Origin of the sequence: Kitasatospora terrestris (genome assembly GCF_039542905.1) — a bacterium.
GTDB classification, from domain to species: Bacteria; Actinomycetota; Actinomycetes; order Streptomycetales; family Streptomycetaceae; genus Kitasatospora; species Kitasatospora terrestris.
Window position 1 is genome coordinate 7,629,410 of record NZ_BAABIS010000001.1, and the last position, 26,250, is coordinate 7,655,659.

The window sequence follows — 26,250 nt, forward strand, 5'->3', positions numbered from 1 at the left end:
CCCCGCGCACCCGGCCCGGGGCACCGACGGGGGAGCGACTTTCGTCGGAGGCGGGGGCGACTTTGGAGGGCAGTCGGCGCCGGCCCGTCCGGGTTAGCCTCGGCGGGTGAGCGAGACGGTGAAGGGGCTGGTCCGGCGCGCGCTGCCCGGGCCGTGGGACCGGCGGGCCCGGGTACGGGAAGGGGCCGGGGCCCTCCTGCTGGCGCTGCTCGGGGCGGGGATCGAGATTCTCGGCACGGGGCAGCCGCTGCGGGCGGCCGCGGTCGGCACGGCGACGGCCGCGCTCCACCTGCTGCGCCGGGGACTGCCCGGCCCGGTGCTGGCCGGCGCGGCGCTCTGCTCCGCCGGGCCGGGCGGGTTCGTCCCGCTGCTCACCGTCGCCGGGTACTCCGCCGGCCGGCGGATCGTCCGCGCGCTGCCGGCCGCCGCCTGGTTCCTCGGCTCGCTGCTGCTGGTGCCGGCCACCGCGTTCCTGATCGACCCGGACGACCTGCCGCTGCCCGGCCTGCTCGGGGTCACGGTGACCGGGTTCCTGCTGCTCGCCGTGCTGCCCGGCGTGTTCGGCCGCTACCGCGCGCAGCGGCACACCCTGCTCAGCACGCTCCACGAGCGCAACGAACAGCTGGTCCGCGAGCGCGCGATGATCGCCCACCAGGCCCGGCTGCGCGAACGCCACCGGATCGCCCAGGACATGCACGACAGCCTCGGCCACCAGCTCGCCCTGCTCTCCGTGCACACCGGCGCGCTGGAGGTGGACCGGACGCTGACCGACCGCCAGCGCGAGACGGTGACCGTGCTGCGCCTGGCCGCCACCGGCGCGATGCGCGAACTGCGCGAGGTGGTCGGCCTGCTGCGGGACGACTCGGTGCCCGAGGCGGGCGGCGTCGACGCGGTGCAGAAGCTGGTCGAGGCCTCCCGGGCCGCCGGCACCGCCGTCGAGCTGCGCCGCGACGGGGAACCGCACCCGCTCGCCGCCGCCACCGGCCACGCCGCGTACCGGATCGTCCAGGAGGGGCTGACCAACGCGCACAAGCACGCGCCGGCCGCGCCGATCACCGTGGCGCTGCGCTGGGAGCCGGACGCGCTGCTGGTCGAGGTGGTCAACGGGCCCGCGCCGCAGGGCGGGCAGCCGGCCGCGGTCAGCGGCGGCCAGGGGCTGACCGGCCTGCGGGAGCGGGCCCGGCTGCTCGGCGGGATGGTGCACTCGGGCGCCACGCCCGGCGGCGGGTTCCGGCTCGCCGGGGTGCTGCCGTACCGGGCGGACGGCCGGCCCGGCGCCGGGACCGCCGAGGACGAGGACCTCGCGCAGCTGCCGCCCGTCCCCGACCCACCGCGCCGGCGCAGCCCCGCGCTGGGCTGCGCGTGCGGCGCGCTGGTGGTGGTCGCCGCGGTGTTCGGCGTCCTGGTGTGGGGCGTCGTGCAGTTCATCGAGGCGGCGGAGAACTCGACCGTCCCGCTGAGCGTCTACGAGTCGATCGAGGTCGGGCAGGACGAGGCGGCCGTCGACGCCAGGCTGCCGCGCGGCAGCCGGATCCTCACCGGCGACCTGCACAAGCTGCTGCCCGACGAGCCGCCGGGCGCGGACTGCCGCTGGTTCACCACCGACACCGAGGTGGGCTTCAGCACCACCCAGGACGCGGTGCGGTTCTGCTTCCGCGACGGCGTGCTGGTCGACAAGCAGCACGTCCGTGGCAAGGTGTAGCCGACCACCCGACCACCCGACCACCCGACCACCCCCACCGGGAGACTCCGCACGTGATCCGCGTCCTCGTGGCCGACGACGAGCCGCTCATCCGGGCCGGCATCCGGATGATCCTCACCTCCGCCGACGACATCGAGGTGGTCGGCGAGGCCGCCGACGGCCGACAGGCGCTCGACCTCGCCGGCCCGCTGCGCGCGGACGTGGTGCTGCTGGACATCCAGATGCCCGTCCTGGACGGGCTCGCCGCCCTCGCCGAACTGCCCCGGGTGGCGCCCGGTGCCCGGGCGATCGTGCTCACCACCTTCGGCGAGCGGGACAACGTGCTGCGCGCGATCGGCGCCGGCGGCGCCGGGTTCCTGCTCAAGGACACCGCGCCCGGCGAACTGATCCAGGCGGTTCGCGCCGCCGCCACCGGCCACGCCTTCCTCTCGCCCGCCGCCACCCGGCACATCGTCGACTCGCTGGCCGCCGGCCCCGCCACCGCCCGCGGCGAGGCGGCCCGGCAACGGCTGGCCGCCCTCACCCCGCGCGAACGCGAGGTGGTCGACCTGCTCGGCGAGGGACTCTCCAACGCCGACACCGGCGCCCGGCTCCACATGAGCGAGGCCACCGTGAAGACGTACGTCAGCCGGATCCTCGCCAAGCTCGGCTGCGAGAACCGGGTCCAGGCCGCACTGCTCGCCCGCGATGCCGTCCTGTGACCTGGGTCTGCCTATGATCGCCCGGTGAAACACGAGGTCATCGACACGATTCCGGTTCTGTGGGCGGAGGCGCCCGGCCCGCTGGAGGCCGTCCTGGTCTTCGGGTGCGGGGCCCGCGACGAGACGCTGCGCACGCTCGGCGTCACCCACCTCATCGAGCACCTGGCGATGAGCACGCTGCCGCGGCTGCACCACGACCACAACGCGTCGGTCGACCTGAGCCTCACCCAGTTCACCTGCACCGGCCGCCCCGAGCAGGTGGCCGCCTTCCTGGAGCGGGTCTGCACCGCGCTCGGCGCGCTCCCGCTGGAGCGGATCGAGCAGGAGGCCGGCGTGCTGGCCGCCGAGGGCGGCCGGGTCGCCGACCCGCAGACCGGCGAACTGCTCTCCCGCCGGTACGGCATCCAGGGCGTCGGCCTGGCCGCCTACCGCGGGCCCGGCGCCGACCGGATCCCGACGGAGGCCGTCCGGGAGACCGCCGCCCGCTACTTCCACGCCGGCAACGCGGTGCTGGTCCTCACCGGCCCGCCGCCGGCCGGCCTGCGGCTGCCGCTGCCCGCCGGCGAGCGGCCCGTGCGGGGCGCCGCCCAGCCGGTCCTGAACGCCGGCCCCTCCTGGGGCGAGGACTGCGTCCCCGGCCCCGGCCTCGCCCTGCGCGGTGACCTCGACGACCAGGCCCTGGCCCTCGCCACCCAGGTGCTCGCCCAGCGCCTGCGCGAGACCGTCCGCCACCGGCACGGGCTCTCCTACGATGTCGGCTCCGCCTCCGTGTACACCGGCCCCGGCACGGGCGAACGGACCATCAGCCTGGACGCCCGCGAGGGCCAGGAGCAGAAGGTCGCCGAGCTGCTCTGGGAGGAGGCCCTGCGCCTCGCCCGCGACGGCGTGACCGAACAGGAACTGGCGGACGAGGTGGAGAGCCTGCGCGAGGTCTGGCAGGACCCGCGCTCCACCGTGTACGAACTCGGCGAGGCCGCCGCCGAACTGCTCTTCGACGGGACCTACCGGGCCCCCGAGGCCCGGCTCGCCGAGGCCGCCGCGACCACCCCCGAGCAGGTCCGGCAGGCGTTCGCCGCCGCCCTCGACACCGCGCTCGTCGTCGTCCCCGAGGACGTCGAGCTGGACGTGCGCCGCCCGGACGGCTCGCCGCTGCCGCAGAGCGCGTGCACCGCCACCGCCGACGGCCTGCCCGCCGGGGGCCGGGTCTTCCGCGCCCCGCTGCTCGACCGGCTGCGCTACGGCGCCGCCCGCCGGGCCCGGCTGGTCGTCACCGACGCCGGGCTGTACGCCCGGGAGCCCGACGGCACCGTGCACCACGTCCCGTACACCGAGGTGGTCGGGGTCGAGATGCGCGGACCCGGCCGGATCGTCTTCGGCCGCTCCACCTGCGTCATCCCGCTGCTGCCCGACCTGTGGGCCGACCTCGGCCCCGCGGTGCGGGCCGTCGACGCCGCCGTGCCCGCCGAACTGCGCTACGCGGCCTCGGCGTTGCGCCCCGCCGACTGACCCGCGCCCGTCCCGCGCCCGTTCCGCGCCCGTTCCGCCCCCGACGTACGAGAGAAGCACCGTGCCCACCTACGCCGTCGTCACCGCCGCCCCCGCCGACCGGGTGCTGACCGCGCTGCAGAGTTCCAAGCTCGGCGGCTACCTCTACCCCGGGACCGACCGGGCCGGCGGGACGGCCCTGCTCTTCGACCCGCCCAGGCCGCGCTTCGGCCGGATCTCCCGCGGCCGCCTGATCGACCCCGCGTGGCGGCTCGCCGTCGAGCTCAAGACCGCCACCTGGCTGCTGGAGGCCGGCGACGGCGGGGCGGGCGCCACCGCCTGCTACGCCGGCGGCAGCTACGACTCGATCGGCTGGGCCGAGGACTGGACCCCGCCCGAGGACCCGGCAGCGCGCGAGGCCGACCTGCGCGGCTGGCACGAGTGCTGCGCGAAGGTCGCCGCCAAGGCCGGGCTGCCGGACGTCCACGCGCTCGGAGCGATCCGCAACGACCCCGCGCCCGACGGCACCCGCACCTCCTCCGAGGAGCTGCTGCGCAGCCTCTGCGCCCTGGTCGGCGCGCCCGACACGGTCGTCGGGCAGTCGCTGTTCTGCCAGGCCGGCCCGGCCGGACGGGACTTCACCCGCTTCGAGGCCAAGGGCCGCTGAACGCGACACGGCCGTGGCCGGCGGATCCGGAAGGACCCGCCGACCACGCGTCGTCGGTGTCGGTGTCGGTCGGTGTCGGTGGGCGTCAGACGGCCGCGGGGGCCGGGACGGTGCCGTACTTGTTGGCCTCCGTGCTGCCCTCCTGCGCCCAGAAGACGATCAGCGGGATGATGCCGATCACGGTGATCGACAGCAGCTGCCACCAGCCGGAGCGGCCGGTGTCGTGGAGTCGGCGGGCACCCACCGCGAGGCTCGGGAGGAGCACCGCGAGGGTGTAGAGGTTGTCGATGACCCGGATGCCCAGGATCCGGTCGATGATTGTCAGGACGATCGAGATGACCACGCTCACCAGCGTGAACATCCAGAACTCCCGGCGGTGCGCCCGGCCTTCGAATCCGACGTAGTTCTTCAGCACCGCGAGGTACCACTCCATGGCCGTTCCCCCTGTTCCCCCAGGACGGTGAGCCAGGTGACCGTACGGCGGGCCGCAGGGGGCGTCAAGGGAGCCGGAGGGGCCCGATGCGTGAATGTGACACGCAATTCCCGTGGCAGCGGCGGATGATGACGGTGGGTCAGGAGTGCGCCGCGCGGGCGAGCTGCTCCTGGGCGCGGTCGAGCTCCCCGGCGAGCTGCGCGCGCAGGTCCGGCAGCAGGGCGAGCGCGGCGCGGGCGGCGTCCGGCACCGGCTCGGGGTCCGCCTGCGCGGCCGCCACCGCGGTGCGCAGCGGCAGGGTGGCCAGCGCGGTCTCCCACGCGGTGCGGTGCACGCCGGTCGCGTAACGGGCCGTCAGGTACTCGAGCGGCCGGAGCGCCAGCCCGTCCCGGTCGTCCGGGCCGGCGAGGCGGTCGGCCGGCAGCAGCCACGCGATCCCGTGGCGGGCGACGAGCTCGAAGGCGCGGGACTCGTCCGGCGCCGACCAGCGGCCGCCCTCCGTGGCGGCGGTGAGCAGGCGCTCCAGCATCGCCGCCTCGCGCGGGCCCTCCGGGCGGTCGGGATCGGCCCGGTCGACGAGCAGCTGCTCCAGGTGGTAGCGCTGGCCCCAGCTGCCGACGAAGCGGTGCATCGCTCCGGCCCGGGTCTCCCGGATCGCGGCGAGTGCCAGCGCCCGGGTCGACACGTCCCGCCGGACCAGCACGGCCGCGTGCTCCGGCTCCGCCCGGCCGAGCGCGGCCCGGACCGACGCGGCCGTCGGACCGTCGTACCAGCGCAGCGTCCAGGAGCGCCGGCCCTGGTCGTACTGCGGGGAGATCGCGGTGTGGTACTGGGCGCTCAGGCGGTCCGCGAGCCGGCGGACGCGCGGCCCGAACGAGGGCTGGGGGGTCGGCATGCCGGTACGGTAGCCAGCCGACCCGCGCCGCCGCGCGACGGCACGCTCCGGCTCACCTGACCGGCCCCCTGGAACGGGCGATCCGCCGGGCGAAGGAGTGAACCGCCCCACCCTGCCGTGCCTTCGGCCGCCCGCCGCGCCGCGTTGTGCCTTCGGCCGCCCGCCGCGCCGCGTTGTGCCTTCGGCCGCCCGCCGCGCTGTGGCCTCGACCGCCCGCCCCGCCCCGCCCCGCCGTGCCCTCGGCCGACCGCCCCGCCGTGCCTTCGGCCGCCCGCCGCGCCGCGTTGTGCCTTCGGCCGCCCGCCGCGCCGCGTTGTGCCTTCGGCCGCCCGCCGCGCTGTGGCCTCGACCGCCCGCCCCGCCCCGCCCCGCCGTGCCCTCGGCCGACCGCCCCGCCGTGCCTTCGGCCGCCCGCCACGCCGTGGCCTCGACCGCCCGCCCCGCCCCGCCACGCCGTGGCCTCGACCGCCCGCCCCGCCCCGCCCCGCCGTGGCCTCGACCGCCCGCCCCGCCCCGCCCCGCCGTGGCCTCGGCCGCCCGCCACGCCGCGTCGTGCCCTCGGCCGCCCCGGCAGGAGACGCCGCTTGGCGCGGCCCGCCGCAGCGCGGCTTCGGGATTCCCCGGTAGGCGACGCTGCCGGCGCGGCCCGGCGCAGCGCGGCTTCTGGGTTCCCCGGCCGGAGGCCACCGCCCGCCGCAGGGGCGGTGGGCGGCTGCGGGCCGCCCGGTCGGAGCCGGTCGCCCGCCGCAGGCGGGGCCGGCCGGGGCTCAGGGGGCGTCAGTCGGTGAACTCGATGTCCTGGAGGTCACGGGCGGCGGGACGGTCGAGGAGGACGGCGGTGGCGAAGCCGGCCGTGGTGGGGCCGGCGGTGCCGAGCCGGGTGCGCAGCGCGGCGGTGGCGCGGCGGTGGCGGGCGAAGGCGTAGGTGGAGACGCGGCGGCCGCGGGCGCGCTGGCCGGCGGCGGCCTCGGCGGGGCTCGCGTCGAGCAGGATGAGGTGCAGGGCCCGGCCCTGCCGGGCTGCGGTGCGCGACAGCCAGGTGCGGACCCACGGCAGCGTCCCGCAGTCGTGCACGACGAGCGGCCCGCCGCCGGCGAGCGCCCGCCGCAGCCGCCGATAGTGGAAGACGCGGACCAGCGGCCGGTACAGCGCGTACGGCAGCAGCCGGGGCAGCCGGTGCTCGAAGAGCAGCCGGGAGTGCTGGGAGTCGATGATCGGGGCGCGGGCGCAGCGCCGCATCAGGGTGCTCTTGCCGCCGCCGGGCAGCCCGGAGACGACCACCAGGTCGCCGGCCGGGTAGCCGAGCACGACGGGCGCCGGGCGGCCGCGCAGGTCGTGCAGCCCGCTGGGCCGCAGCGCGCCGACCGGCCCGGCCGGGCCGGCACAGGCCGGGCCCGGCCGGTCGCCCTGCGCGGGCGTGGTGGGTATGTCCTGCACGTGGACCGTTCTGGCGGAGTCCCGCACCCTGCCTCCTTGCCGTCGTCGGTAGTCTTCCCCGCTCGGGAAAGGAATCACCAAGGGAGCGTAATGCCGTGGCCATGTCGGGGGCGCGGCTGTTTCACGGCTGTGGCCTGCGGGGACGGCTTCGGGACGGAGTTGTGACGACGGCCCGGGTGCGGTGGCCCGCTGTGACCCGGTTGTTGCGGTTTCAGGACCGGTCGGGCGATCTTGGCTCGGCCATCCGTGGCATCCTGGGGCGCTGGAACAACCCCGGGCGATCCCCGGGCGCGGAGGGGAGCGTGGTGGGGGATGAGGTTCTGCTTTCTGGTCGAGGAGCACTACCGCAACGACGGCATGCCGCTCGACGTGGTGCGCCGGCTGACCGAGTGGGGCCACCGGGTGGACGTGCTGCGGCCCGGCGGTTCGCTGGTCGACCTGGCCGCCGAGGTCCGTTCCGGCCGACATGACGCCTGGGTGCTGAAGACGGTGTCGGGCGGGCCCGGGCTGGGGCTGCTGGAGGCGGCCGCGGCCGTGGGCCTGACGACGGTCAACGACGCCCGGTCGATCCGTCCGGTGCGCGACAAGGCGCAGGCGGCCGTGATCGCCGCACACCGGGGCCTGCCGGTCCCGCCGACCTGGGCGGCGGTGGACGTGGCGGAGTTCGCCGCGATACCCGAGGCGCACTACCCGCTGGTGGTGAAGCCCGCCGACGGCAGCTCGGGGCGGTCGGTGCACCTGGTCGAGCGGCCGGAGGAACTCGCCCTGCTGGCCGGACTGGTGGACGGCGAGGGCCTGCTGATCGCGCAGCCGTACGTGCCCAACGCCGGGCTGGACCTGAAGGTGTACTGCGCGGGCGGCGAGCTGTTCGCCACCGAACGGACCTCGCCGCTGCACCCCCACCACCCGCACCGGGAGCGGCCGGTGGCGCTCGGCGCGGAGGTCGCGGCGGTGGCCGCGCAGGTCGGCGAGGTGTTCGGGCTCGACCTGTACGGCGTGGACATCCTGCTCGGCCCGGACGGCCCGGTGGTGGTCGACGTCAACGACTTCCCGAGCTTCCGACAGGTGCCGGACGCGGTCTCCACGGTGGCCCGGACGGTGGTCCGGCTGGCGACCAACGGCTCCTCCTGGCCGTCGGTCCCGGTGCCGGTCCCCTCGGTGCGGGCCGCGTCGTGACGGTCGCCGTCGGGCTGCTGACCCCCGCGCCGGACCATCCGCTGCTGGCCGGCGCGGCGCAGGTGCTGCGGGCCGGCGGCCACCGGGTGGTGCCGGCGGGGGAGGGCTGCGACGTGGTGCTGCTCAAGGCCCGGACACCGGCCGCGCTCGAACAGGCCCGGCGGCTGGAGGAGTCCGGCACGCCCGTCCTCAACTCCGCCGCCTCGACCGGGTTCTGCCAGGACCGGGTGGCGATGGCGCGGTGCGCCCGCGACGCCGGACTGCCGTTCGCCGAGACCTCCCACGCCGGCCCGGTCGACCGACTCGCCTACCGGCGGCCGGTGGTGGTGAAGAGCCGGCGCAGCAGCAAGCAGGACCTGGTGGCCCTGGTCTCCTCGGCGCGGCAGCTGGCGGAGCTCGCCGAGCGGTGGCCGGGCGAGGACGTGGTGGTGCAGGAGCCGGCCCCGGCGGACGGCTGGGACCACAAGCTGTGGGTGGTCGGCGGCCGGCTCTTCGCCGAGCTGCGCCACTCCGAGCTGGCGGACGGCCCGGTGCGGGCCTCCCGGAGCCTGGACCTCGACCGACTGCCGGACGGCTACCGGGAGTTGGCGTTCTCCTGCGGAGAGGCGTTCGGGCTGGACGTGTACGGCGTGGACGTCCTGGACGCGGGCGGGCGGCCGGTGGTCGTCGACGTGAACGCCTTCCCCGGGGTCCGCGGCCAGGCGGGCGCGCCCGAGGCGCTGGCGGCCCTCGCGCTGGCCACCGCGGCCGGACGGCACCGCCCCCGGCGGCTGCCGGGGGCGGCAGGCTGATACGGGTGCCCAAGCGGGCGTGAACCTGCCAGGATGGCGCGGGTGGAGACGATCACGCGTTCGGCCGGCCGGGCTCTGGGCACCACCCTGAGCGACCCCCTCGACCTCGGCGGCAGCCCGCGCAGCACCGTCCTGCGCTGCCGGACGGCCGACGGCGGAACGGTGGTCCTCAAGGCGTTCGCCGACGAGGAGGGCGCCCTGCGCGCGTTCGCCGCCGAGGCCGCCGGACTCGCGCTCGGCCTCGGCGGCCCCGACCTGCTCGCCGCCCTCCCCGACGAGGACCGGCCGATCCTGGTGATGACCGACCTGGGCACCGCCCCGACCCTCGCCGACCTGCTGCTCGGCGACGACCCGGACGCCGTCCGGGACGCGCTGCTCGCCTGGGCCCGCGGCCTCGGCGCGCTCGGCGCCGCCTCCGTCGACCGGCGACGGGAGTTCGAGGCGTCGGCGCTCCGCTACGCCCGCACCGCGCTGCCGATCTGGTCGCTCGACCCGTGGCAGGCCCGCAACGCCGCATCGCTGCCCGAGCTGCTGGAGGCCGCCGGCCTCGCGGTCGAACCCGGCCTGGCCGGGGAACTCGCCGCGATCGGCACGGCCGGCGGCGCGGACTACCCCGCGTTCACCCCCGGCGACACCTGCCCCGACAACAACCTGATCACCGCCGGCGGCCTGCGGCTGATCGACTTCGAGACCTGCGGCTACCAGTCGGTGTTCCTCACCGCCGCGTACTGCCGGATGCCGTTCTCCACCTGCTGGTGCGTCTTCGACCTCCCCGCCGACCTCGCCGACGCCGCCGAACGGGCTTACCGCGCCGAGGTCGTCGGCCGGTACCCGCGGCTCGCGGACGACACGGTCTGGGAGGCCGGGATCCGGCAGGCCGTCGCCGTGTGGACGGTGGACGCCACCGTCCGGCTGCTCGCCCGCAGCGCCGAGGACCGGCCGCTGCACCGCACCCGGCGGCCCGTCGCCACCGTCCGCCAACTGCTCGTCCACCGCTGGCGCCAGGCCGCCGGGCTGACCGAGTACCCCGCGTTCGCCGCCACGATGCGCGGCCTGCTGGACCGGGTCGCCGCCGCCTGGGACGTCCCGCCGCTGCCCGGCTACCCCGCACTGTCGAAGCGGTAGGGAGGTGCCTCAGCCGGTGACCTCGAAGCCGGAGGCGCCCGAGGGCTCCTCGTCGGAGACCCGGACGTCGCCGACCACCGCGCGGCTCGGTCCGCGCCGGCACCAGGCGATCATCCGCTCCACCGCCTCCGGCTCGCCCTCGAACGCCGCCTCCACCCGCCCGTCCGGCAGGTTGCGCACCCAGCCGGCGACACCGGCACCGGCCGCCTCCCGGCGGCAGGTGTCCCGGAAGAACACGCCCTGCACCAGCCCCGACACCAGCACCCGCCGACGGATCACCGCGGCCACCTGCCTCTCCGTTCCCCCGCAGGTATACCGCACCCGCCGCGCCTCCCCGGTCGTCCGGTAGGCCGTGTCGCCCTTCCCTCACCGGAGTTGGGGACAACGGGTGACTCGGCGCGGCGGTGCTGTGGCAACATGTGGCGGTGTGTCAGATGTGACGATGAGCATACGGCTGGACGACCTCGGCGCCGAGCCGGAGGAACTCGACGAATTGACCGCGGCGGTGCGCACCGAGCTGCTCGACACCCCGGTGACCGAGGTGGCGCGGGCCCGCACCGAGGCCCCGGACGGCGCCCGGGCCGTCGACGGCGGCACCGTCGGCGAACTGGTCGTGGCGATGGGCGCCTCCGCGGCGCTGCTGCGCACCGTCGTCCAGGTGCTGCGGGCCTGGCGGGAACGGCGACCCGAGCGGACCGTCGAACTGACGGTCGGCGATGCCACCCTGGTGCTCGGCGACGCCACCGCGGAGCAGCAGGAGCGGGCCGTGGAGGCGTTCGTCGCCGCCGTCCGCAGGGACTGAGGGCGTGCCGGGCCGCCGCCGGGCACTGCTCGTCGCCGTCGACACGTACCTGGACGACCGCCTCCCCGCCCTCGCCACCCCGCTGCGGGACGCCGAGGCGCTGGCCGAGGTCCTGGCCGACCCCTCGCTCGGCGCCTTCGAGGTGGAGGTGCTGGCCAACCCGCGCAGCTGGGAAGTGGCCGAGCACCTGGAGGAACTGCTCGCCGGCAGCGGCCGGCAGGACGACGTCCTGCTGCACTTCGGCTGCCACGGCCTCAAGGACGACGGCGGCGGGCTCTACCTCGCGGCGAGCAACACCCGCCCGCAGCGCCTGGTGTCGACCGGCGTCGACAGCGCGGCCGTCCTGCGCATGATGCGGGCCGGGCGGGCGTCCAGCGCCCTGCTGCTGCTCGACTGCTGCTTCGCCGGCGCGTTCGCCCGCGGCACGCTCGCCCGCTCCACCGACGCCCTCGACCTCGGCGAGCGGGTCGGCGAGGCGATCTCCGGCGGCCGCGGCCTCGCCGTGCTCACCGCCTCCAGCGCCACCGAGTGGGCCCTGGAGAAGGACGGCACCGGCCGGCACGGCGAGCCCACCGCCTCGGTCTTCACCAGCGCCCTGGTCGAGGGCATCCGCTCCGGCGACGCGGACCGGGACGAGGACGGCCTGGTCTCGCTCGGCGAGCTGTACGAGTACGTCGCCGAGCGGGTCCGCGCCGAATCCCCCCGGCAGACCCCGGACCGCTGGGAGTTCGGCGTCCGCAAGAGCCTGTACGTGGCCCGCAGCCCCCGGCGCGCGATCACCGAGGGCGACCTGCCCGCCGACCTGACCCGGCTGCTCGCCGAAGCCGACCCGCGGATCCGCGAGATCGGCATCGGCGACCTCGGCGCGCTCGCCCGCAGTGCCGACCTGCCCGTCGCACTGGCCGCGCTGCGCCGCCTGGAGGAGCTGTCCGGCGACGACAGCCGCCGGGTCTCCACCGCCGCCGACCGCGAACTGGCGCACGTCCGACTGGAGTTGCCCGCCACCGCGGTGGATCTCGGTCTGCTCCGACCGGGCGCCGTCCGGCCGACCGCCGAACTCACCCTCGGCGCGCTGCCGCTGGCCGGGCTCTCACGGCTGCGGACCGAGGGCCCCGTCCGCGCCTGGATCGACGGCGACCGGCTGCGGGTCACCGCCGCCCGGGTCGAACCAGGCCCGCTCGACGGCCGGGTGACGCTCGACGGACCGGTCGGCACGGCCACGGTCGCGGTGACCGGCTGGGCGCTGCCGGACCCCGCCGGCCTGCTGGACCGGGCGTTCGACCTGGCCCGCACCGTCCACGGCAACCCGCTCGGCGAACTGCTCACCCTGACCGGGCTCGCTCTGGTGGCCGAACAGTGCGGCGAGCGTCGGCGGGCCGCCCGCTGCCTCCGGCCGGTCCCGCACCTGCTGCGCTCGCTCACCGACAGCACCCTCCGGACCGCGGCCGGCGCGGGGTACGCGTTCGCGCTCGACCGCGCCGGGGACCGGCCGGGCGCGGCGAGGCACGCCCGGCTGATCCAGGACGCGCAGCGCGGGGCCGTGCGGAACGACGCGGACCCGGAGGAGGAGTCGGACCCGTTCAGGGCCGTCCTCGCGGTCGGAGCCGCCTGGGTGGGAGCCCGGCTGGGCCTGCCGGACGGGGGAAGCGGCCAGCTGGACCGGGTCCTGGCGCTCGCCGGGGCCGTCGCGGACGGCGACGAGGCGGGCCACGCGTTCGTCCTGACCGTGGCGGCGACGCTGTACGCGGCCGCCGGGCTGCCGCACCGGGCGGCCGATCTGGTCCGGCTGGCCGAGAGCCGCGAACTCGACGACGAGGACCAACGGATCGTGCGGGTCGCCGGCGCGTGGGCGGGCACCCGGGGCGCCCCGGAGGGACGCCTGGCCGAACTGATCACCACGCTGGCACCGGCCTTCGACGACCTGGAGGCCGGCGAGAAGGGCATGGGCCTGGCCGCGCTCGGTTGGCTCGCCGGCCGGACCGGCGAGCCGGAGCAGGGACGGCCGTACCTGGAACGCGCCCTGGAGGCGGCCCGCGCCGAGGGCACCGGGGTCGGCGACCGGATCATGCTCGGCCTGCTCGCCGGCTGGGCGGCGGCCCACCTGGGCCTGCACGACCTCGCGACCACCGCCGCCGGCGAGGTCGTGGACGGCGACACGCTGAAGGGCGAGGACGGGCCGGGCCGGAGCCTCGCGCACGTCCTGGCGGCACTGATCGCGGTCATGTCCGGGCGCGTCGACCTGCACCGGCAGTGGCTGGCCCGGGCGACGGCGGACGCCGAAGGACTGGGCGACGCCGACCGGCTCGCCCTCGACTCCACCGCGCTCTGGGTCGGCGGCCTGGCGGGCGAACCGGACACCGCGGAGTTCCTGCGGCAGGCGGCAGGGCTGCTGGGCCGGGCCCCGGGCGGCGGCAGGGCGCAGGACGACGTGGAGCTGGTGGCGCGGCTGGCGATCGTGCTGGCCTCCGCCTGGTTCGGTCCGTCGGGCGGTCCGCCGGGCACTCCCTCGGGAGGTCCCTCGGCCGAGCTCGTCGCGGAGATGTTCGAGGACGTGGAGGAGGAGATCGAGGAGCTGGCCGACGAGGCCCTGCAGGACGTGTCACTTCCGGGTGTCGCCCTGGCGACCGCGTTCGCCTGGGCGGCCGTGCAGGCGGGCGACCGGGAACGGGGGTTGCGCCTGGTCGGCGCGTTGCGGACGGCGGCCGAGCGGTGGGCCGAGGCCGAGCCGCTGGCCTCGGCGGCCCTGTTCGGCGCGCTGGCCTGGATCTGCGCCCTCGGCGACGGACGGCCGCACCGATTGCTGGTCGACGCGGTCCGGATCCTGCTGCCGACCGAGTGCCGCGGCGACCGGACCGACACGCTCTTCCGGCTGCTCGGCGAGCTCGCCGTCCTGCTGGTGCCCGGCGGCTCGGGTGCGTCCGGCGGCCCCGGTACGTCCGGGGGCTCCGGTACGTCCGGCGGCTGAGCGGGGATCAGCGCGGGGCGGGTCCGCCGGGCCTCAGCGGCACCAGAACAGGACCGGGGTGCAGGTGGGGGAGGGCGAGGGCTTCGGGCTCGGCGGCGTGGTCGCCTGGGTCGGAGGCGCGGCGGTGGTGGGAGTGGCGGTCGTAGGCGCGGCCGAGGTCGGGGTGGCGCTGCCGCTGGGCTTGGCGGTGCTGCTCGCGCTGCGCGAGGGCTTGGCCGTGCTGGCGCTCGGCTTGGCGCTGCTGCTCGGGAGCGGCAGGGCGGTCGAGACGGAGGGCTGCGGGAGCCGGTCGGGCTGCGACGTGGGCGCGGGCTGGGCCGGATCCGTACCCGTGTCGGTGTTCGCGGCGGCGAGGACACCGGCGCCGCCGAGGACCAGCCCGGCGGCCGTGAGGATGGCGATCCGCCGGCCCGCGTGGCCGGACGGGCGGCGGCGTCGGGTGCCGCCACCGGGGGCCGGCGCGGGGGAGCCGGACGGCCGGACGGACGGCAGCGGGGCGGTCGACGCCTCCGGCGGGTGCGGCGCGTAGGGCGCGTCCGGCGAGTGGGTCCGGTGCGGCGCGTACGGCTCGTGGGGTGCGTGCGGCGCGTCCGGCACGGGCCCGTGCTGCCCGTCCGGCCCGGGCCCGTGCGGTGTGTCCGGCCCGGGGCCGGCGGTGGCCCGGGCGCCGCAGCCGGGGCAGGAGAGTGCGCCGTTGAGGTAGCGCCGGCACGGCGCGCAGTAGCTCATGGGTGTCTTTCGGCTTCCACGATTCGGGAGGATCTGCCGAGCCTAGGCATGGCACGGCGACCGGGGACAGGTGCCGCTTGTGAGGCATTCGCGAAGATCCCTTGCGCACGCGGACCGGTGTGTGCAGAGCCGCGGGCGGCTTGGCGAATCCTCGGCCGACCCCCTTGACGTGGACATGTGACAGTTCGACACTTCCCCACAGTCGATCCCGGGCATGCGCCGTCCGGTCGTGCCCGCACCGCCGGCCCCCAACCGCCGGACCGAGGGAGACCCGCATGAGGAACCGCCGCACCAGCCGTCGCGCCGCCGTCCTCGTCACCGCCGCCGCGACCCTGCTCACCGGTACCGCTCTCGCCCTGCCCGCCCAAGCCGCCCCCACCACCCCCTTCTCCGCCGAGCGCGCGAACGCCGTCGCCGCCGACCTGGACGCCCGCCTCGGCGCCGACCGGACGGCCGGCTCCTACCTCGACGACGCGGGCCGGCTCGTCGTCACCGTCACCGACCGGGCGGCCGCCGACGCCGTCCGCGCCACCGGCGCCGTCCCGCGCACCGTCACCCGCAGCGGCACCCAGCTGCAGGCCGCCACCGCGGAACTCGACCGCTCCGCCGCGATCCCCGGGACGGCGTGGGCCGTCGACCCCGCCACCGACCAGGTGGTGGTCACCGCCGACGCCACCGTCACCGGCGCCGCCCTGGAGCGCCTCCAGCACACCGCCCGCGGCCTCGGCCAGGCCGTCCGCGTCGAGCGCACCGCCGACACCCTGTCCACCCGGCTGGCCGGCGGCGACGCGATCTGGGGCGGCGGCTACCGCTGCTCGCTCGGGTTCAACGTGCGCTCCGGCTCCACGTACTACTTCCTGACCGCCGGCCACTGCGGCAACGTGGTCTCCACCTGGTACGCCAACAGCGGGCAGACCACCAAGCTCGGCACCACCAGCAACTCGCGCTTCCCGAGCGACGACTTCGCGCTGGTGAAGTACACCAACGGCACCGTCCCCCCGTCCGCCGTCGACCTCTACAACGGCACCACCCGGCGGATCACCGCCGCCTCCACCCCGTCGGTCGGCGCCACCGTCTACCGCAGCGGCTCCACCACCAAGGTGCACAGCGGCAAGGTCACCGCCCTCAACGCCACCGTCAACTACGCCGAGGGCACCGTCCGCGGCCTGATCAAGACCACCGTCTGCGCCGAGCCCGGCGACAGCGGCGGCGCACTCTACTCTGGCAACACCGCCCACGGCCTCACCTCCGGCGGCAGCGGCAACTGCAGCAGCGGCGGCACCACGTACTTCCAGCCGGTCACCGAGGCGCTCAGCGCCTACGGCGTCAGCGTGTACTGACCCCACCGCCCCACCACCCCGCCGGCACCCGCCGGCACGCCGAGGGCGCCGGACCGCGACATCGCGGCCGGCGCCCTCGTCGTCGAGCCCGGTCAGGCCTCCTGCAGCTGCGCGTACGGCGCGAGCTTGCGGATCGACTCGATGCTCTTCAGGCACTGCTCCCGGCTCTCCTCCGGGTCGCCCGTCACCACGATCGCCCCGTTGCTCGCCTTGAGGCGGAAGCGGTGGTTGCCGGACTCGTCCACGTACAGCTCGAACTTACCTGCCATCGGAATGCGCACCTCTCATCGGGAAGCCCCCTCGAAAGGCAACGTAGGGTCACCTTCCCGTGACTGCCCGTCGGAACGGGCATTCGGGTCACTCCGGGCCGCGGCCGGGCGAGTCGTCATGACGGGGGCCGTGCGGCGGTGCAGGAATCGGGCGCCGGTGGCGCAAGGGCGATCGGGTCCCCGATGGCGCGCTGCCCCGGTGTCGCGATGCTGCTGCTGGGCTGACGGCCGACCGGCCGCAACCCGATGGGTCCGGCGATCGTGCGGCCGTGCCCGCAGCCGGCCGCCGGCACCCCGTGGTGCCGTCCCCGGGCGCCTCGGGGCCCGTGATCCGCGCGTGGTGCGGCTGCTCGGTTGCGGGTGCGGGAGCCGGCCCGTCGGCCCACCCGCCGTTCCGGCACCACGCGCACCAGGGGCAGCGCGTTTTCCCGGGCATTCCTTCCGGTATCTCCAGAAAGGATTACCACTCGCCTTCCTGACGGACCGTCAGGGAATTTCCGTCGGTTCGAAGGCGAAACGCAGCAGCTCAATCACGGGCGTCCCGGAATTGGATCTCCGTGGTTCATCGTAGTTCACACCGCGTCTATTGACGTGTCATATTCAAACGGGCAGGGTTGCTCCCGCCCGGCCGTCCGGTCGGGACAACAGCGAGCAGGGAGGTTCTTGTGAAGTCGACTGCTGCACTGAAGAAGACGGCCAAGAAGATCACCGTCCGCCGGACCGGCGATGTGCGCCTGACCTCGGCGGCGTGCCAGTGTCCGTACTCCGTCAACGCCTGACGGTGACCCCGTGAGTCCACCCGCGCGCACCGGATCCGTCCGGTGCGCGCGGGTGCGGCCCGAATGCCGGGCAGATCGGTTCATTCGAGGTTTTGGAGCACCGTGAGCGAATCGACCATCGCGCTGCACGAGTTGAGTTTCGTTCCGGAAGGCGACGAGGTGCTGGTCGGCCGACTCGACACCGGCTCGTACGCGGTATTTCCGGCGGACGGCGCGGAGCTGCTCCGGAGGATCGCCGAGGGGATGCCCCCGGACCGGGCGGCCGAGTGGTACGAGGAGACCTTCGAGGAAGAGGTCGACGTCGAGGATTTCCTCGACACGATCCGTGAATTGGGCTTCGTCCGCGACGCCGGGGCCGAGCAGGCGGACGCCCCCGCGGCGCCCGTCCGGTTCCGCGGGCTGGGCCGCGCGGCGTTCTCCCCGGTGGCGTGGTGCTGCTACTTGGCGGTCGTGGCGCTGTGGTCGGTGACCCTCGCCGGGCACGACGACCTGCGCCCGCACCCGTCGCAGATCTTCTTCGTCAGGTCGCTGCTGGTGGTCCAACTGGTGATCACCTTCGGGCAGGTGCCGCTGCTGCTCGCCCACGAGGGCTTCCACATCCTGGCCGGCCGCCGGCTGGGCCTGCCGACCAAGCTGCGGCTGAGCAACCGGCTGACCTACATCGTGGCCGAGACCGAGACCAACGGACTGCTCAGCGTCGAGCGCCGCAAGCGCTACCTGCCGTTCCTGGCCGGCATGCTCTGCGACGCCGTGGTGCTGGCCGCACTCGGCCTGATCGCCCAGGCCGGCCGCGACGCCGACGGCGTCCTCTCCACCACCGGCCGGGTCTGCCTCGCCCTCGGCTTCACCGTGGTGATGCGGATCTGCTGGCAGTTCCAGCTGTACCTGCGCACCGACCTGTACTACGTCTTCGCCACCGCCCTGCACTGCTACGACCTGCACGACGCCGCCAAGGCCGTGCTGCGGAACCGGATCTGGCGCCTGCTGGGCCGTCCGGAGCGGCAGGTCGACGAGAACCAGTGGACCGAGCAGGACCGCCGGGTCGGCACCTTCTACGGGCCGTTCATCGTGCTCGGGTTCTGCGTCCTGGTGGGGATCACCGCCTTCGCCAGCATCCCGATCACCCTCGACTACCTGCGGATCGCCGCCCACGCCCTCGGCTCCGGACGCGTCGACGCGCACTTCTGGGACTCGCTGCTGTCCCTGCTCCTGAACGCGGCCCAGGGCGCCACGCTGATCGTCCTCGCCCGCCGCAAGCGCCGCGAGCAGCGCCGGCCCGCCGGGCGCGGGTCCGCCGCGGCGCCCGTGGCCGCACCGACTCCGACCGTCCCGATGGAAGGGTGAACCGACATGCCCAGTCACCGCTGGATCGTCAGCGAGCTCCCGGCGGTGCCGCCGCAGTCGGCGCAGCCTGCCGCCAGCGAGATCGTCGCCGGCTGCCACGGGCGTCTGCGCGGGCCGTACACCGGGGTCGACACCGTGCTGCGCGCCGTGCTGCCCGAGGCCGTCCGCCGGTGGCCCGACCTGGTGGACTTCCACCGCGTGGAGCTGCTGTACGGGATGCCCGACCTGGCGGACCTGATCGGCCCCGCGCCGCAGACCCTGGCGATCGAGTCCACGTTCGAGGAGCGCACCCGGTTCTTCGGCGCCGGGATGATCCGCTGCATGAGCCAGGGCGTGGTCTCCTTCCTGATCGCCCACGCCGCCCGACTGCACACGGCCGGCTAACCCGCGCCGCACCTCGTCCTCCACCAGGTGGACCGCGCCGAACCGACCACCCAGGAAGTGGTCGCCCTCCTGCTGCGCCGGGCCGACCCCGCCCGACTGCGGCTGACCGTCCGCACCGGCACCGGCGACCTGCCCGAGGAACTCCACCGCGCCCTCGAACGCTGCGCCGAACGGGCCCGGGAAGCGGACGGGTCGAGCGCAGAACCGCCGGTGCGCACGGACGAGGAGCTGGCGCGCGCGTACGTCCGCGGCGACTGCGCGTCCGACGACCCCGCCGAGCTGCGCGCCTACCGCCAGGCACCGCCCGAGCTGCGGGCCCACCTGCACGACCGGCGCGCCGAGGAGCTGGAGGCCGCCGAACTCCACCCGGGCGTGCGGGTCGGCGCGCTGACGTACCACCGCGAGCACGGCAGCGACCCCTCCGGGGCGGGCCGCACCGCGCTGCTCGCGGCCCAGCGGCACTGCGTGGAGGTCGGGTTCTCGGCGGCGGTGATCGACCTCGGCCTGCGCGGCCGCGCCGTCACCGACCCGGACGTCCACCCGCACGACTTCTGGGAGTTCACCCACCAGGCGGCCGCGGCCTGCATCCCGCTCGGCCGCCACGAGCAGTCGATGGACCTCTACCTCGACGTCATCCAGCGGTTCACGGACCCCAAGGTCCACATGATGACCAGCTACTCCATCGCCATGCTGCACACCCGCTTCCTGCGGCCCCGCGACCACGACCTCGCCCTGCGCTGGCAGAACAACGCCGTCGCGATCGCGAGCATCCTCCCCGACCCCGCCGACCGGCTCACCTACAGCGTCTTCCACGACAACGGCCTCGCCCTGGTCGAGATGCACCGCGGCAACCTCGGCCGGGCCCTGGAGCTGGTCGAGTCCTGCATCGCCCGGCTCGACGCGAAGCTCACCGACGCGCAGTGGCGGCTGCACCGCTCCCAACTGCTCTACAACCGGGCCCGGTTGCTCACCGCCACCGACCGGCTGGACGAGGCGTACGCCGACTACTCCACGCTGGTCGAACTCGACCCCTACTACACCGACTACCTCTCCGAGCGGGCCCGGATCCACCGCACCCGCGGCGACTTCGACGCCGCCCTCGCCGACTACGACCGCGCGGTCGAGCTCGCGCCGCCCTTCCCCGAGCTGTACTACAACCGCGGCACCGCCCGCGTCGAGGCCGGCGACACCAAGGGTGCGCTCGCCGACTTCGGCTACGTCCTGGAGATGGAACCCGACGACCTCGACACCCGGCTCGCCCGCGCCGAACTCCTCCTTGACCTGGAGGAGTTCGAGGCCGCGGACGCCGACGTCACCGCCGGGCTGGCCCTGCGCCCGCTGGACCCCCGACTGCTCTGCATGCGCGGCACCGTCGCCCTGCAGTGCGGCGAACTCGACCGGGCCCGCGAAGCGCTCGACGCCGCCCTCGCCCTCGACCCCGACTACCCCGCCGCGCTCCTCAACCGCGCCGTCGTCCACCACGCGCAGGGCCGCCACCCGGACGCCGTCACCGACCTCACCACCCTCCTCGACCTGATCGGCGACGACCCCGACGTCCTGCTCAACCGCGGCATCGCCCACCAGGCCGACGGCCGCCCCGACCTCGCCCTCGCCGACTACCGGCGCGCCCTCGCCCTGCCCGGCGCCGACCGGGAGGAACTGGAGGCCCTCAGCGCCGAATGCGCCGCCGCCGGCTGACGGCGACCGCCGCGCGCCGCGTCCGGCCGCGCGCGCCGCATCCGGCCGCGCGCGCCGCATCCGAACCGACCAGCAGAAAGCGGGGCAGCCGCCATGACAGGCCCGGTCAGAATCGCCGCGCTGTGCGGCAGCGCGTCCACCCCCTCGTCCACCGAGCGCCTGCTGCGCCGAGCGGCGGCCCACGCCGAGGCGCTGGGCGCACGGGTGGACCTCTTCACCGGTGAACGCCTCCGCCTCCCGCTCCACGGGACCCCCGGTGCGGCATCCGACGGCGCGGCCCTCGACCTGGTCGGGTCCGTCGCCGCCGCAGACGGCCTGCTGCTGGGATCGCCCTGCTGCCACGGATCCGTCTCCGGCCTGCTGAGGAACGCCCTCGACCACCTGGAGGAGCTCCGCGACCGCCCCGCCCCCTACCTCGACGGCCGGGCGGTCGGCTGCCTCGTGACCGGCCAGGGCACCCAGGGCCCGGGGAACGCCCTTTGCCAGGGATCGGGGACGCGGAGCGGTACCGCGTGGCGCTCGACTCCGAGCCCGGCGGAAAAGCGGGTGCCGCGGGGCGGGGAGCTGGTCTAGCGTCGTGGGCTGCCCTGCCTGCTGCTTCGTGATCGGTGTTGCCGTGAGACTCGCCCTGCCGTCGGTTCTGCGTGACGAGCCGTTGTTCGCCCGGTTGTTCTTCGGGCAGTCGCTGTCGGTGCTGGGTGACCGGGTGACGTTCGTGGTGCTGCCGTTCGCGGTGCTGTCGGTGGGCGGTTCGGCGGCGGACGTGGGGTGGGTGACGGCGGCGGGGCTGGTGCCGCTGCTCCTGCTGGTGCCGGTCGGCGGGGTGTGGGCGGACCGGCTGCCGAGGCACCGGGTGATGCTGGTGGCGGACGCGGCGCGGTTCGCGGTGCAGGCGGCTGCGGCGGCGCTGTTGCTGGCGGGCCGCTGCGGGGTGGGCGAGCTGGTCGCGCTGATGGCGGTGTCGGGGGCGGCGACGGCGTTCTTCACGCCGGCGTCGAGCGGGCTGCTGCCGCTGCTGGTGCCGACGGAGCGGCTGCGTGAGGCGAACGCGCTGCGCGGGGTGGTGATGTCGGGCAGCGTGGTGGTGGGTCCGGCGGTCGCGGGAGGGCTGATCGCGGCGGTCGGTCCGGGCGGTGCGCTGGCGTTCGACGCGGTGAGTTTCGCGGTGAGCGCGGTCTTCCTGGCCCGGTTGGGGGTGGCGCGTCCGGCGGACCGTCCGGCGGAGCGGGAGCCGTTCCTGCGGGAGCTGCGCGAGGGCTGGGACGAGGTGCGCAGCCGCCCGTGGGTGTGGGCGGGCATGGCGGGGATGTCGATGTACCACGTGGTGGTGCTGCCGGCGGTGTTCGTGCTCGGTCCGGTGCTCGCGGACCGCGAGTGGGGCGGCGCGAACAGCTGGGCGCTGGTGACGGCCGCGTTCGGGGTCGGCGCGCTGGCCGGGGACCTGTGGCTGTACCGGCTGCGCCCGGACCGTCCGATGGTGGTGGCGGCCGCGGCGCTGGCGGTGGCGTCCTGTCAGGCGGTGGTGATCGGCTGCGGCGGTCCGGTGGTGCTGATCGCGGTGCTGGAGGCGGTGACGGGTGTCGCGGTGTCGGTGTTCTTCGTGCTGTGGGAGACCGCCCTGCAGACGCACATCCCGGAGCGGTCGCTGTCGCGGGTGAGTTCCTTCGACCACCTGCTGTCGGCGGGGCTGATGCCGCTGGGTCTCGCGCTGGCGGGCCCGTTGACGGAGGTGGTGGGCGTGCGGACGGGGTTGGTGGCGATGTCGGCGGTCGCGGTGCCGTGTGCGCTGGCGCTGCTGGGGCTGCGCTCGGTGCGGACGCTGCCGGCGGAGCCGGAGAAGCCTGCGGAGACCGAAGCGGTGGCGGAGGAGGCGGCCGCGACCGGCTGACGGCCGGTCATTCGCGGACGACCTCGCCGGCCGGACGGTCGTGGCGGAGTCCGAGGAAGCGCGGGGCGCGCAGCCGCCCGTCCTGCGTCCACTCGGTGAACGCGACCTGGGCGACGAGCCGGGGCTCGACCCAGTGCGGTCGGCGCACCGGCACGTCCTCGCCGAACGGGCTGTCGGCGCGGACGAGCCCGTCCAGGACGGCGCGCAGCGCGTGGAGCGTCCGGGTGTCGAAGCCGGTGCCGACCTTGCCGGCGTACCGCAGCCGTCCGCCCTCGTGGTAGCCGAGCAGCAGCGCGCCAAAGCCGGCCCGGGAGCCCGCCGGGTCGGTGAACCCGCCGATCACCAGCTCCTGCCCGGCCTCGCACTTGAGCTTCAGCCAGTCCGCCGAGCGGCGCGGCAGGTACCGGCTGTCCGCGCGTTTGGCGATCAGCCCCTCCCAGCCCGCGGCGCACGCCGCGGCGAGCGGCGCCGGCCCGGCCGGCGCCCGCCGGTGCTCGGTGTAGCGCAGCGGGCCGGCGAAGGCGATCGACTCGGCGAGCAGCGCCTTGCGGTCGGTCAGCGGCAGCGCGGTGGTGTCGTGCCCCATCAGGGAGACCACGTCGAAGAGGAAGTACGTGACGGCGACGCCGCTGGCCGCCGCGAGGACCGGGTCCTGCAGGCCCATCCGCTGCTGGAGCAGCGCGAAGCTGGTGACGTCCCCGTCGAGGGCGACGATCTCGCCGTCCACGGTGAAGCGCGGGACGGGCTGGGCGGCGAGCGCCGCGACCAGCTCCGGGTAGCCGGCCTCCAACGCCTTGCCGGTCCGGGACCACAGCCGCACCCGGTCGCCGTCCCGCTCGGCGAGGGCCCGGACGCCGTCGAGTTTCCGTTCCAGTACCCAGCGCTCGTCGAAAGCGCGGCGCGTACTCGCCGTGGCCAGCATCGGACGGATCTCCACACCTGATCGTGTACCCGCCGCCGGACCCGGGCCGCGCCCGCCGGACGGGTACGATCGCCGGGTGAACAGCTACTGGCACGTCGTCCTGCCGCCGCTCGCGGGCTGACCGGGCGCGCGACGATCCGACCCGTGTGACGGCCCCGCGGAGGGGCCCGTCGCCGTGCGCCCGTTCCGGAGCAGATCCCGAACGCCCGCGACGACGGAGGAGTCACCGCCGTGCCGAACCGCACCTCCCCGCCCACCCCTGCCCGCGCCGACCTGCGGACCGGCCCCGCGCCGGTCCTCGGCGCCGCCGTCCTGTGGGGCACCACCGGGACCACCGCGTCCCTCGCCCCCGCCGGGGCGCCCGCCGCCGCGATCGGCTGCGCGGGCCTCGCCCTCGGCGGCGTGCTCCTCTACCTGACCTCCCTGGCCGGCCGCCCCCGCCCGACCTGGACCCGCCGCGAACGGTGGCTGCTCGCCGCCGGCGTCCCGGCGGTGGCCGGGTACCCGGTGGCGTTCTACCCGGCCGTCGCCCGCACCGGCGTCGCGGTGGCCACCGTGATCGCCCTCGGCAGCGCCCCGGTCTTCGCCGGCCTGCTCGCCCGGGTCACCGGCCGGCACCGGCCGACCGCCCGCTGGGCCGCCGGGACGGCCGCCGCCGTGCTCGGGTGCGCGCTGCTGGTGCTGGGCGGCGCCGCGGGGCGGATCGACCTGGCGGGGGTGCTGCTCGCGGCGGCAGCCGGGCTCGCGTACGCCGGGTACTCGCTGATCGGCGGGCGGCTGATCGGCGCCGGGCGGCCGTCGGACGCGGTGATGGGCGTGCTGTTCGGCGGCGCCGGGCTGGCCGTGCTCCCCCTGGTGCTCGCCCTCGACCCGCGCTGGCTGGCGACCGGCGCCGGGGCCGCCGTGGCCGGCTACCTCGCGCTGTTCACGGTCTTCCTCGCGTACCGCCTGTTCGGGTACGGGCTGCGCCGCACGCCCGCCGCGACCGCCACCGCGCTGACCCTCGCCGAACCTGCGGTGGCGGCGGTGCTGGGCGTGGTGGTGCTCGGTGAGCGGCTGCCCGCCGCGTCCTGGTGCGGCCTGGCGGTGTCGGCGGCCGGCCTGGTGCTGCTCACCGCGGGCGAACGCGCCGGCTGATCACCCGTCGGCGGGTCGTCCGTCGGCCGGTCATCCGTCGGCGAGGGCGATCCGGTGGCGGACGGTCGCCGGGTCGCAGAGGTGGGCGACCAGCCAGGTGGCGACGGTGGCGCGGGTGGCGGTGCCGGCACGGGGGAGCGGACGGTCATAGGCGGTGAGGGGCTCGGGGGCGGCGGGGCCGTCCTTGAGCACCGGAACGCGCAGGACCGTCCACGGCAGGTCGGAGGCGGCCAGAACGCCCTCCATCCGCTGCAGGTCGTGGTGCACCTCGCGGTAGACGCGGTCGACCACCAGCCGGGTCACCACCCGTTGGGCGAACGGCAGGTGGTCGCTCTCCAGTCCGGCCGAGGACATCACGAGGACGTGCCGCAGCCACGGCAGGCCGGTGAGTTCGCGGGCGGCGTCGGAGAAGACGGTGGTGGCCGCGCGGCTCGCGGTGCCGAGCGTGGAGACGACGGCGTCCTGCCCGGTGAGTGCGGCGCGCAGCGCGCCGGGCTGCTGGACGTCCGCCCGGACCGCCTCGGGGGCGCCGTGGGCGAACGCGGGCAGCTTGGCGGGGTCGCGGACGACGGCGGTGACCCGGTGGCCGGCGGCGAGGGCGAGGTCGGTGACGAGCCGGCCGGTGCGGCAGGCGGCTCCCAGGACGGCGATGCGCATCGGTGGTTCCTTCCGGAAGGCGGCGGGCCGACGGTGGCGGTGGCCGCGCTGTCGGCCTTGGCAATTCAGTCAGACAGGCTGTATGACTGAAAACAGTGAACCACACCCACCACGCCGCACCGAAGGGTGAGGAACCATGGACGACACCCGCTACCCCGACCTGGCCGGCCAGGTCGTCGTGATCACCGGCGGCAGCCGGGGCATCGGCGCCGGGACCGCCCGCGCCTTCGCCCGCCAGGGTGCCGCCGTCGCCGTGCTCGGCCGCGACACCGCAGCGCTGGACGCCGTCGCGGACCAGCTGCGCGCGGCCGGCGCGAAGGCGCTCGCCGTCACCGCCGACTGCACCGATGCCGACGCGCTCGCCCGGGCGGCCGCCGCCGTCGCCGAGCGGCTCGGACCGGTCGAGGTGCTCGCCGCCTTCGCGGGCGGCGACGGCCACCCCGTGCCGACGGTCCGGGAGAGCGAGCAGCACTGGCGCTCGGTCCTGGACGGCAACCTCACCGCCACCTTCCTCACCGTCCGCGCCTTCCTGCCCGGCCTGGTCGGACGGCGCCGCGGCTCGGTCGTCACCATGGCCTCCACAGCCGGCCGCCTGCCCGGCGGTGCGAGCGCGGCGTACGCGGCCGCCAAGGCCGGGGTGCTGATGCTCACCCGCCACCTCGCCGCCGAGGTCGCCGCGGACGGTGTGCGGGTCAACGCGATCGCCCCCGGGGCGGTGCGCACCGAGCGGACCGCCGCGCAGATGCCGCCCGAGGTGCAGCGCCAGGTGGCCGCCGCGCACCCGCTCGGCCGGCTCGGCGAACCGCGGGACATCGCCGACGCCGCGCTGTTCCTCGCCTCCGGCGCGTCCGGCTGGATCACCGGCCAGACGCTGGACGTAAGCGGCGGCCGCGTGATCCTCTGACCGGCCGTCCGGGGGATACT

General features: G+C 75.9%; 25 protein-coding genes. 17 read left to right on the top strand and 8 right to left on the bottom strand.

Features of this window, described 5'->3' with window-relative positions; translation table 11 throughout:
* Nucleotides 1–106 precede the first annotated feature (106 nt).
* The 4 genes from ABEB06_RS34965 (at nucleotide 107) to ABEB06_RS34980 (ending at nucleotide 4,555) form a co-directional block, all read left to right on the top strand.
* On the top strand, nucleotides 107–1,702 hold the full coding sequence (locus ABEB06_RS34965) for a sensor histidine kinase (protein ID WP_345700946.1): 1,596 nt from the start codon (nucleotides 107–109) through the stop codon (nucleotides 1,700–1,702).
* Between the two features lie 53 nt (nucleotides 1,703–1,755).
* The gene (locus ABEB06_RS34970) at nucleotides 1,756–2,403 is read left to right on the top strand and encodes a response regulator (protein ID WP_345700947.1); all 648 of its coding nucleotides are present in this window, start codon (nucleotides 1,756–1,758) and stop codon (nucleotides 2,401–2,403) included.
* 24 nt (nucleotides 2,404–2,427) lie between these two features.
* Nucleotides 2,428–3,909 (top strand): M16 family metallopeptidase, encoded by a 1,482-nt coding sequence (locus tag ABEB06_RS34975; protein WP_345700948.1) that lies wholly within the window; start codon nucleotides 2,428–2,430, stop codon nucleotides 3,907–3,909.
* Nucleotides 3,910–3,970: 61 nt separating this feature from the next.
* A complete protein-coding gene (locus ABEB06_RS34980) occupies nucleotides 3,971–4,555 on the top strand; it encodes a hypothetical protein (RefSeq protein WP_345700949.1) in 585 nt (194 codons plus the stop codon).
* Between the two features lie 85 nt (nucleotides 4,556–4,640).
* Here ABEB06_RS34980 and ABEB06_RS34985 read toward each other — a convergent pair whose 3' ends face one another.
* From ABEB06_RS34985 to ABEB06_RS34995, 3 genes are all read right to left on the bottom strand, one after another.
* Nucleotides 4,641–4,988: a DUF805 domain-containing protein gene (locus tag ABEB06_RS34985; RefSeq protein ID WP_345700950.1), complete on the bottom strand. Its 348-nt coding sequence runs from the start codon at nucleotides 4,986–4,988 to the stop codon at nucleotides 4,641–4,643.
* A gap of 139 nt (nucleotides 4,989–5,127) precedes the next feature.
* The gene (locus ABEB06_RS34990; protein WP_345700951.1) at nucleotides 5,128–5,883 is read right to left on the bottom strand and encodes a hypothetical protein; all 756 of its coding nucleotides are present in this window, start codon (nucleotides 5,881–5,883) and stop codon (nucleotides 5,128–5,130) included.
* A 777-nt stretch (nucleotides 5,884–6,660) separates the two neighbouring features.
* On the bottom strand, nucleotides 6,661–7,320 hold the full coding sequence (locus tag ABEB06_RS34995; protein WP_425559733.1) for a P-loop nucleotide/nucleoside kinase family protein: 660 nt from the start codon (nucleotides 7,318–7,320) through the stop codon (nucleotides 6,661–6,663).
* 312 nt (nucleotides 7,321–7,632) lie between these two features.
* Between ABEB06_RS34995 and ABEB06_RS35000 the strand changes: the two genes are divergently transcribed.
* The 3 genes from ABEB06_RS35000 to ABEB06_RS35010 are packed head-to-tail and all read left to right on the top strand — an operon-like array spanning nucleotide 7,633 to nucleotide 10,412.
* Entirely contained in the window at nucleotides 7,633–8,496 is an 864-nt protein-coding gene (locus ABEB06_RS35000; RefSeq protein WP_345700952.1) for an ATP-grasp domain-containing protein, read from the top strand.
* Nucleotides 8,493–9,287, top strand: coding sequence for an ATP-grasp domain-containing protein (locus tag ABEB06_RS35005; protein WP_345700953.1), 795 nt, complete (start codon nucleotides 8,493–8,495; stop codon nucleotides 9,285–9,287). The genes ABEB06_RS35000 and ABEB06_RS35005 overlap by 4 nt, the downstream gene beginning before the upstream one ends.
* Nucleotides 9,288–9,329: 42 nt before the next feature.
* On the top strand, nucleotides 9,330–10,412 hold the full coding sequence (locus tag ABEB06_RS35010) for a hypothetical protein (protein ID WP_345700954.1): 1,083 nt from the start codon (nucleotides 9,330–9,332) through the stop codon (nucleotides 10,410–10,412).
* 9 nt (nucleotides 10,413–10,421) lie between these two features.
* Here the strand turns inward: ABEB06_RS35010 and ABEB06_RS35015 are convergent, their stop codons facing one another.
* Nucleotides 10,422–10,691, bottom strand: coding sequence for an acylphosphatase (locus ABEB06_RS35015; RefSeq protein ID WP_345702088.1), 270 nt, complete (start codon nucleotides 10,689–10,691; stop codon nucleotides 10,422–10,424).
* 163 nt (nucleotides 10,692–10,854) lie between these two features.
* On the opposite strand from ABEB06_RS35015, the gene ABEB06_RS35020 reads away from it, so the two are divergent.
* Both ABEB06_RS35020 and ABEB06_RS35025 read left to right on the top strand, forming a co-directional pair.
* Nucleotides 10,855–11,214 carry a hypothetical protein gene (locus ABEB06_RS35020; RefSeq protein WP_345700955.1) on the top strand — a complete coding sequence of 120 codons (360 nt, stop codon included), beginning with the start codon at nucleotides 10,855–10,857 and terminating at the stop codon, nucleotides 11,212–11,214.
* A 4-nt stretch (nucleotides 11,215–11,218) separates the two neighbouring features.
* Entirely contained in the window at nucleotides 11,219–14,179 is a 2,961-nt protein-coding gene (locus ABEB06_RS35025) for a caspase, EACC1-associated type (RefSeq protein WP_345700956.1), read from the top strand.
* 33 nt (nucleotides 14,180–14,212) lie between these two features.
* Here ABEB06_RS35025 and ABEB06_RS35030 read toward each other — a convergent pair whose 3' ends face one another.
* Nucleotides 14,213–14,908 (bottom strand): SCO2400 family protein, encoded by a 696-nt coding sequence (locus tag ABEB06_RS35030; RefSeq protein ID WP_345700957.1) that lies wholly within the window; start codon nucleotides 14,906–14,908, stop codon nucleotides 14,213–14,215.
* A 275-nt stretch (nucleotides 14,909–15,183) separates the two neighbouring features.
* On the opposite strand from ABEB06_RS35030, the gene ABEB06_RS35035 reads away from it, so the two are divergent.
* Entirely contained in the window at nucleotides 15,184–16,248 is a 1,065-nt protein-coding gene (locus ABEB06_RS35035) for a S1 family peptidase (protein ID WP_345700958.1), read from the top strand.
* 92 nt (nucleotides 16,249–16,340) lie between these two features.
* Here the strand turns inward: ABEB06_RS35035 and ABEB06_RS35040 are convergent, their stop codons facing one another.
* Nucleotides 16,341–16,517, bottom strand: coding sequence for a YegP family protein (locus ABEB06_RS35040; RefSeq protein WP_345700959.1), 177 nt, complete (start codon nucleotides 16,515–16,517; stop codon nucleotides 16,341–16,343).
* 881 nt (nucleotides 16,518–17,398) lie between these two features.
* On the opposite strand from ABEB06_RS35040, the gene ABEB06_RS35045 reads away from it, so the two are divergent.
* The 5 genes from ABEB06_RS35045 (at nucleotide 17,399) to ABEB06_RS35065 (ending at nucleotide 22,610) form a co-directional block, all read left to right on the top strand.
* On the top strand, nucleotides 17,399–18,640 hold the full coding sequence (locus tag ABEB06_RS35045) for a hypothetical protein (RefSeq protein WP_345700960.1): 1,242 nt from the start codon (nucleotides 17,399–17,401) through the stop codon (nucleotides 18,638–18,640).
* 6 nt (nucleotides 18,641–18,646) lie between these two features.
* Nucleotides 18,647–19,024, top strand: coding sequence for a hypothetical protein (locus ABEB06_RS35050; RefSeq protein WP_345700961.1), 378 nt, complete (start codon nucleotides 18,647–18,649; stop codon nucleotides 19,022–19,024).
* Nucleotides 19,025–19,051: 27 nt separating this feature from the next.
* Nucleotides 19,052–20,722, top strand: coding sequence for a tetratricopeptide repeat protein (locus tag ABEB06_RS35055; RefSeq protein ID WP_345700962.1), 1,671 nt, complete (start codon nucleotides 19,052–19,054; stop codon nucleotides 20,720–20,722).
* 93 nt (nucleotides 20,723–20,815) lie between these two features.
* Nucleotides 20,816–21,295, top strand: a complete 480-nt coding sequence (locus tag ABEB06_RS35060) for an NADPH-dependent FMN reductase (protein ID WP_345700963.1) — start codon at nucleotides 20,816–20,818, stop codon at nucleotides 21,293–21,295.
* A gap of 43 nt (nucleotides 21,296–21,338) precedes the next feature.
* Nucleotides 21,339–22,610: an MFS transporter gene (locus ABEB06_RS35065; protein WP_345700964.1), complete on the top strand. Its 1,272-nt coding sequence runs from the start codon at nucleotides 21,339–21,341 to the stop codon at nucleotides 22,608–22,610.
* Nucleotides 22,611–22,617: 7 nt separating this feature from the next.
* Here ABEB06_RS35065 and ligD read toward each other — a convergent pair whose 3' ends face one another.
* A complete protein-coding gene (gene ligD / locus ABEB06_RS35070; RefSeq protein ID WP_425559734.1) occupies nucleotides 22,618–23,547 on the bottom strand; it encodes a non-homologous end-joining DNA ligase in 930 nt (309 codons plus the stop codon).
* Between the two features lie 216 nt (nucleotides 23,548–23,763).
* Between ligD and ABEB06_RS35075 the strand changes: the two genes are divergently transcribed.
* Nucleotides 23,764–24,669 carry an EamA family transporter gene (locus tag ABEB06_RS35075; protein WP_345700965.1) on the top strand — a complete coding sequence of 302 codons (906 nt, stop codon included), beginning with the start codon at nucleotides 23,764–23,766 and terminating at the stop codon, nucleotides 24,667–24,669.
* 30 nt (nucleotides 24,670–24,699) lie between these two features.
* Here ABEB06_RS35075 and ABEB06_RS35080 read toward each other — a convergent pair whose 3' ends face one another.
* The gene (locus ABEB06_RS35080; RefSeq protein WP_345700967.1) at nucleotides 24,700–25,326 is read right to left on the bottom strand and encodes an NAD(P)-dependent oxidoreductase; all 627 of its coding nucleotides are present in this window, start codon (nucleotides 25,324–25,326) and stop codon (nucleotides 24,700–24,702) included.
* A gap of 136 nt (nucleotides 25,327–25,462) precedes the next feature.
* On the opposite strand from ABEB06_RS35080, the gene ABEB06_RS35085 reads away from it, so the two are divergent.
* A complete protein-coding gene (locus ABEB06_RS35085; RefSeq protein WP_345700968.1) occupies nucleotides 25,463–26,230 on the top strand; it encodes an SDR family NAD(P)-dependent oxidoreductase in 768 nt (255 codons plus the stop codon).
* Nucleotides 26,231–26,250 lie beyond the last annotated feature (20 nt).

Coding starts and splice junctions, on each gene's coding strand:
- ABEB06_RS34985 (WP_345700950.1), bottom strand. CDS start 4,988: ATGGAGTGGTACCTCGCGGTGCTGAAGAACTACGTCGGATTCGAAGGC.
- ABEB06_RS34990 (WP_345700951.1), bottom strand. CDS start 5,883: ATGCCGACCCCCCAGCCCTCGTTCGGGCCGCGCGTCCGCCGGCTCGCG.
- ABEB06_RS35000 (WP_345700952.1), top strand. CDS start 7,633: ATGAGGTTCTGCTTTCTGGTCGAGGAGCACTACCGCAACGACGGCATG.
- ABEB06_RS35020 (WP_345700955.1), top strand. CDS start 10,855: ATGAGCATACGGCTGGACGACCTCGGCGCCGAGCCGGAGGAACTCGAC.
- ABEB06_RS35030 (WP_345700957.1), bottom strand. CDS start 14,908: ATGAGCTACTGCGCGCCGTGCCGGCGCTACCTCAACGGCGCACTCTCC.
- ABEB06_RS35035 (WP_345700958.1), top strand. CDS start 15,184: ATGAGGAACCGCCGCACCAGCCGTCGCGCCGCCGTCCTCGTCACCGCC.
- ABEB06_RS35040 (WP_345700959.1), bottom strand. CDS start 16,517: ATGGCAGGTAAGTTCGAGCTGTACGTGGACGAGTCCGGCAACCACCGC.
- ABEB06_RS35050 (WP_345700961.1), top strand. CDS start 18,647: ATGCCCAGTCACCGCTGGATCGTCAGCGAGCTCCCGGCGGTGCCGCCG.
- ABEB06_RS35060 (WP_345700963.1), top strand. CDS start 20,816: ATGACAGGCCCGGTCAGAATCGCCGCGCTGTGCGGCAGCGCGTCCACC.
- ABEB06_RS35080 (WP_345700967.1), bottom strand. CDS start 25,326: ATGCGCATCGCCGTCCTGGGAGCCGCCTGCCGCACCGGCCGGCTCGTC.
- ABEB06_RS35085 (WP_345700968.1), top strand. CDS start 25,463: ATGGACGACACCCGCTACCCCGACCTGGCCGGCCAGGTCGTCGTGATC.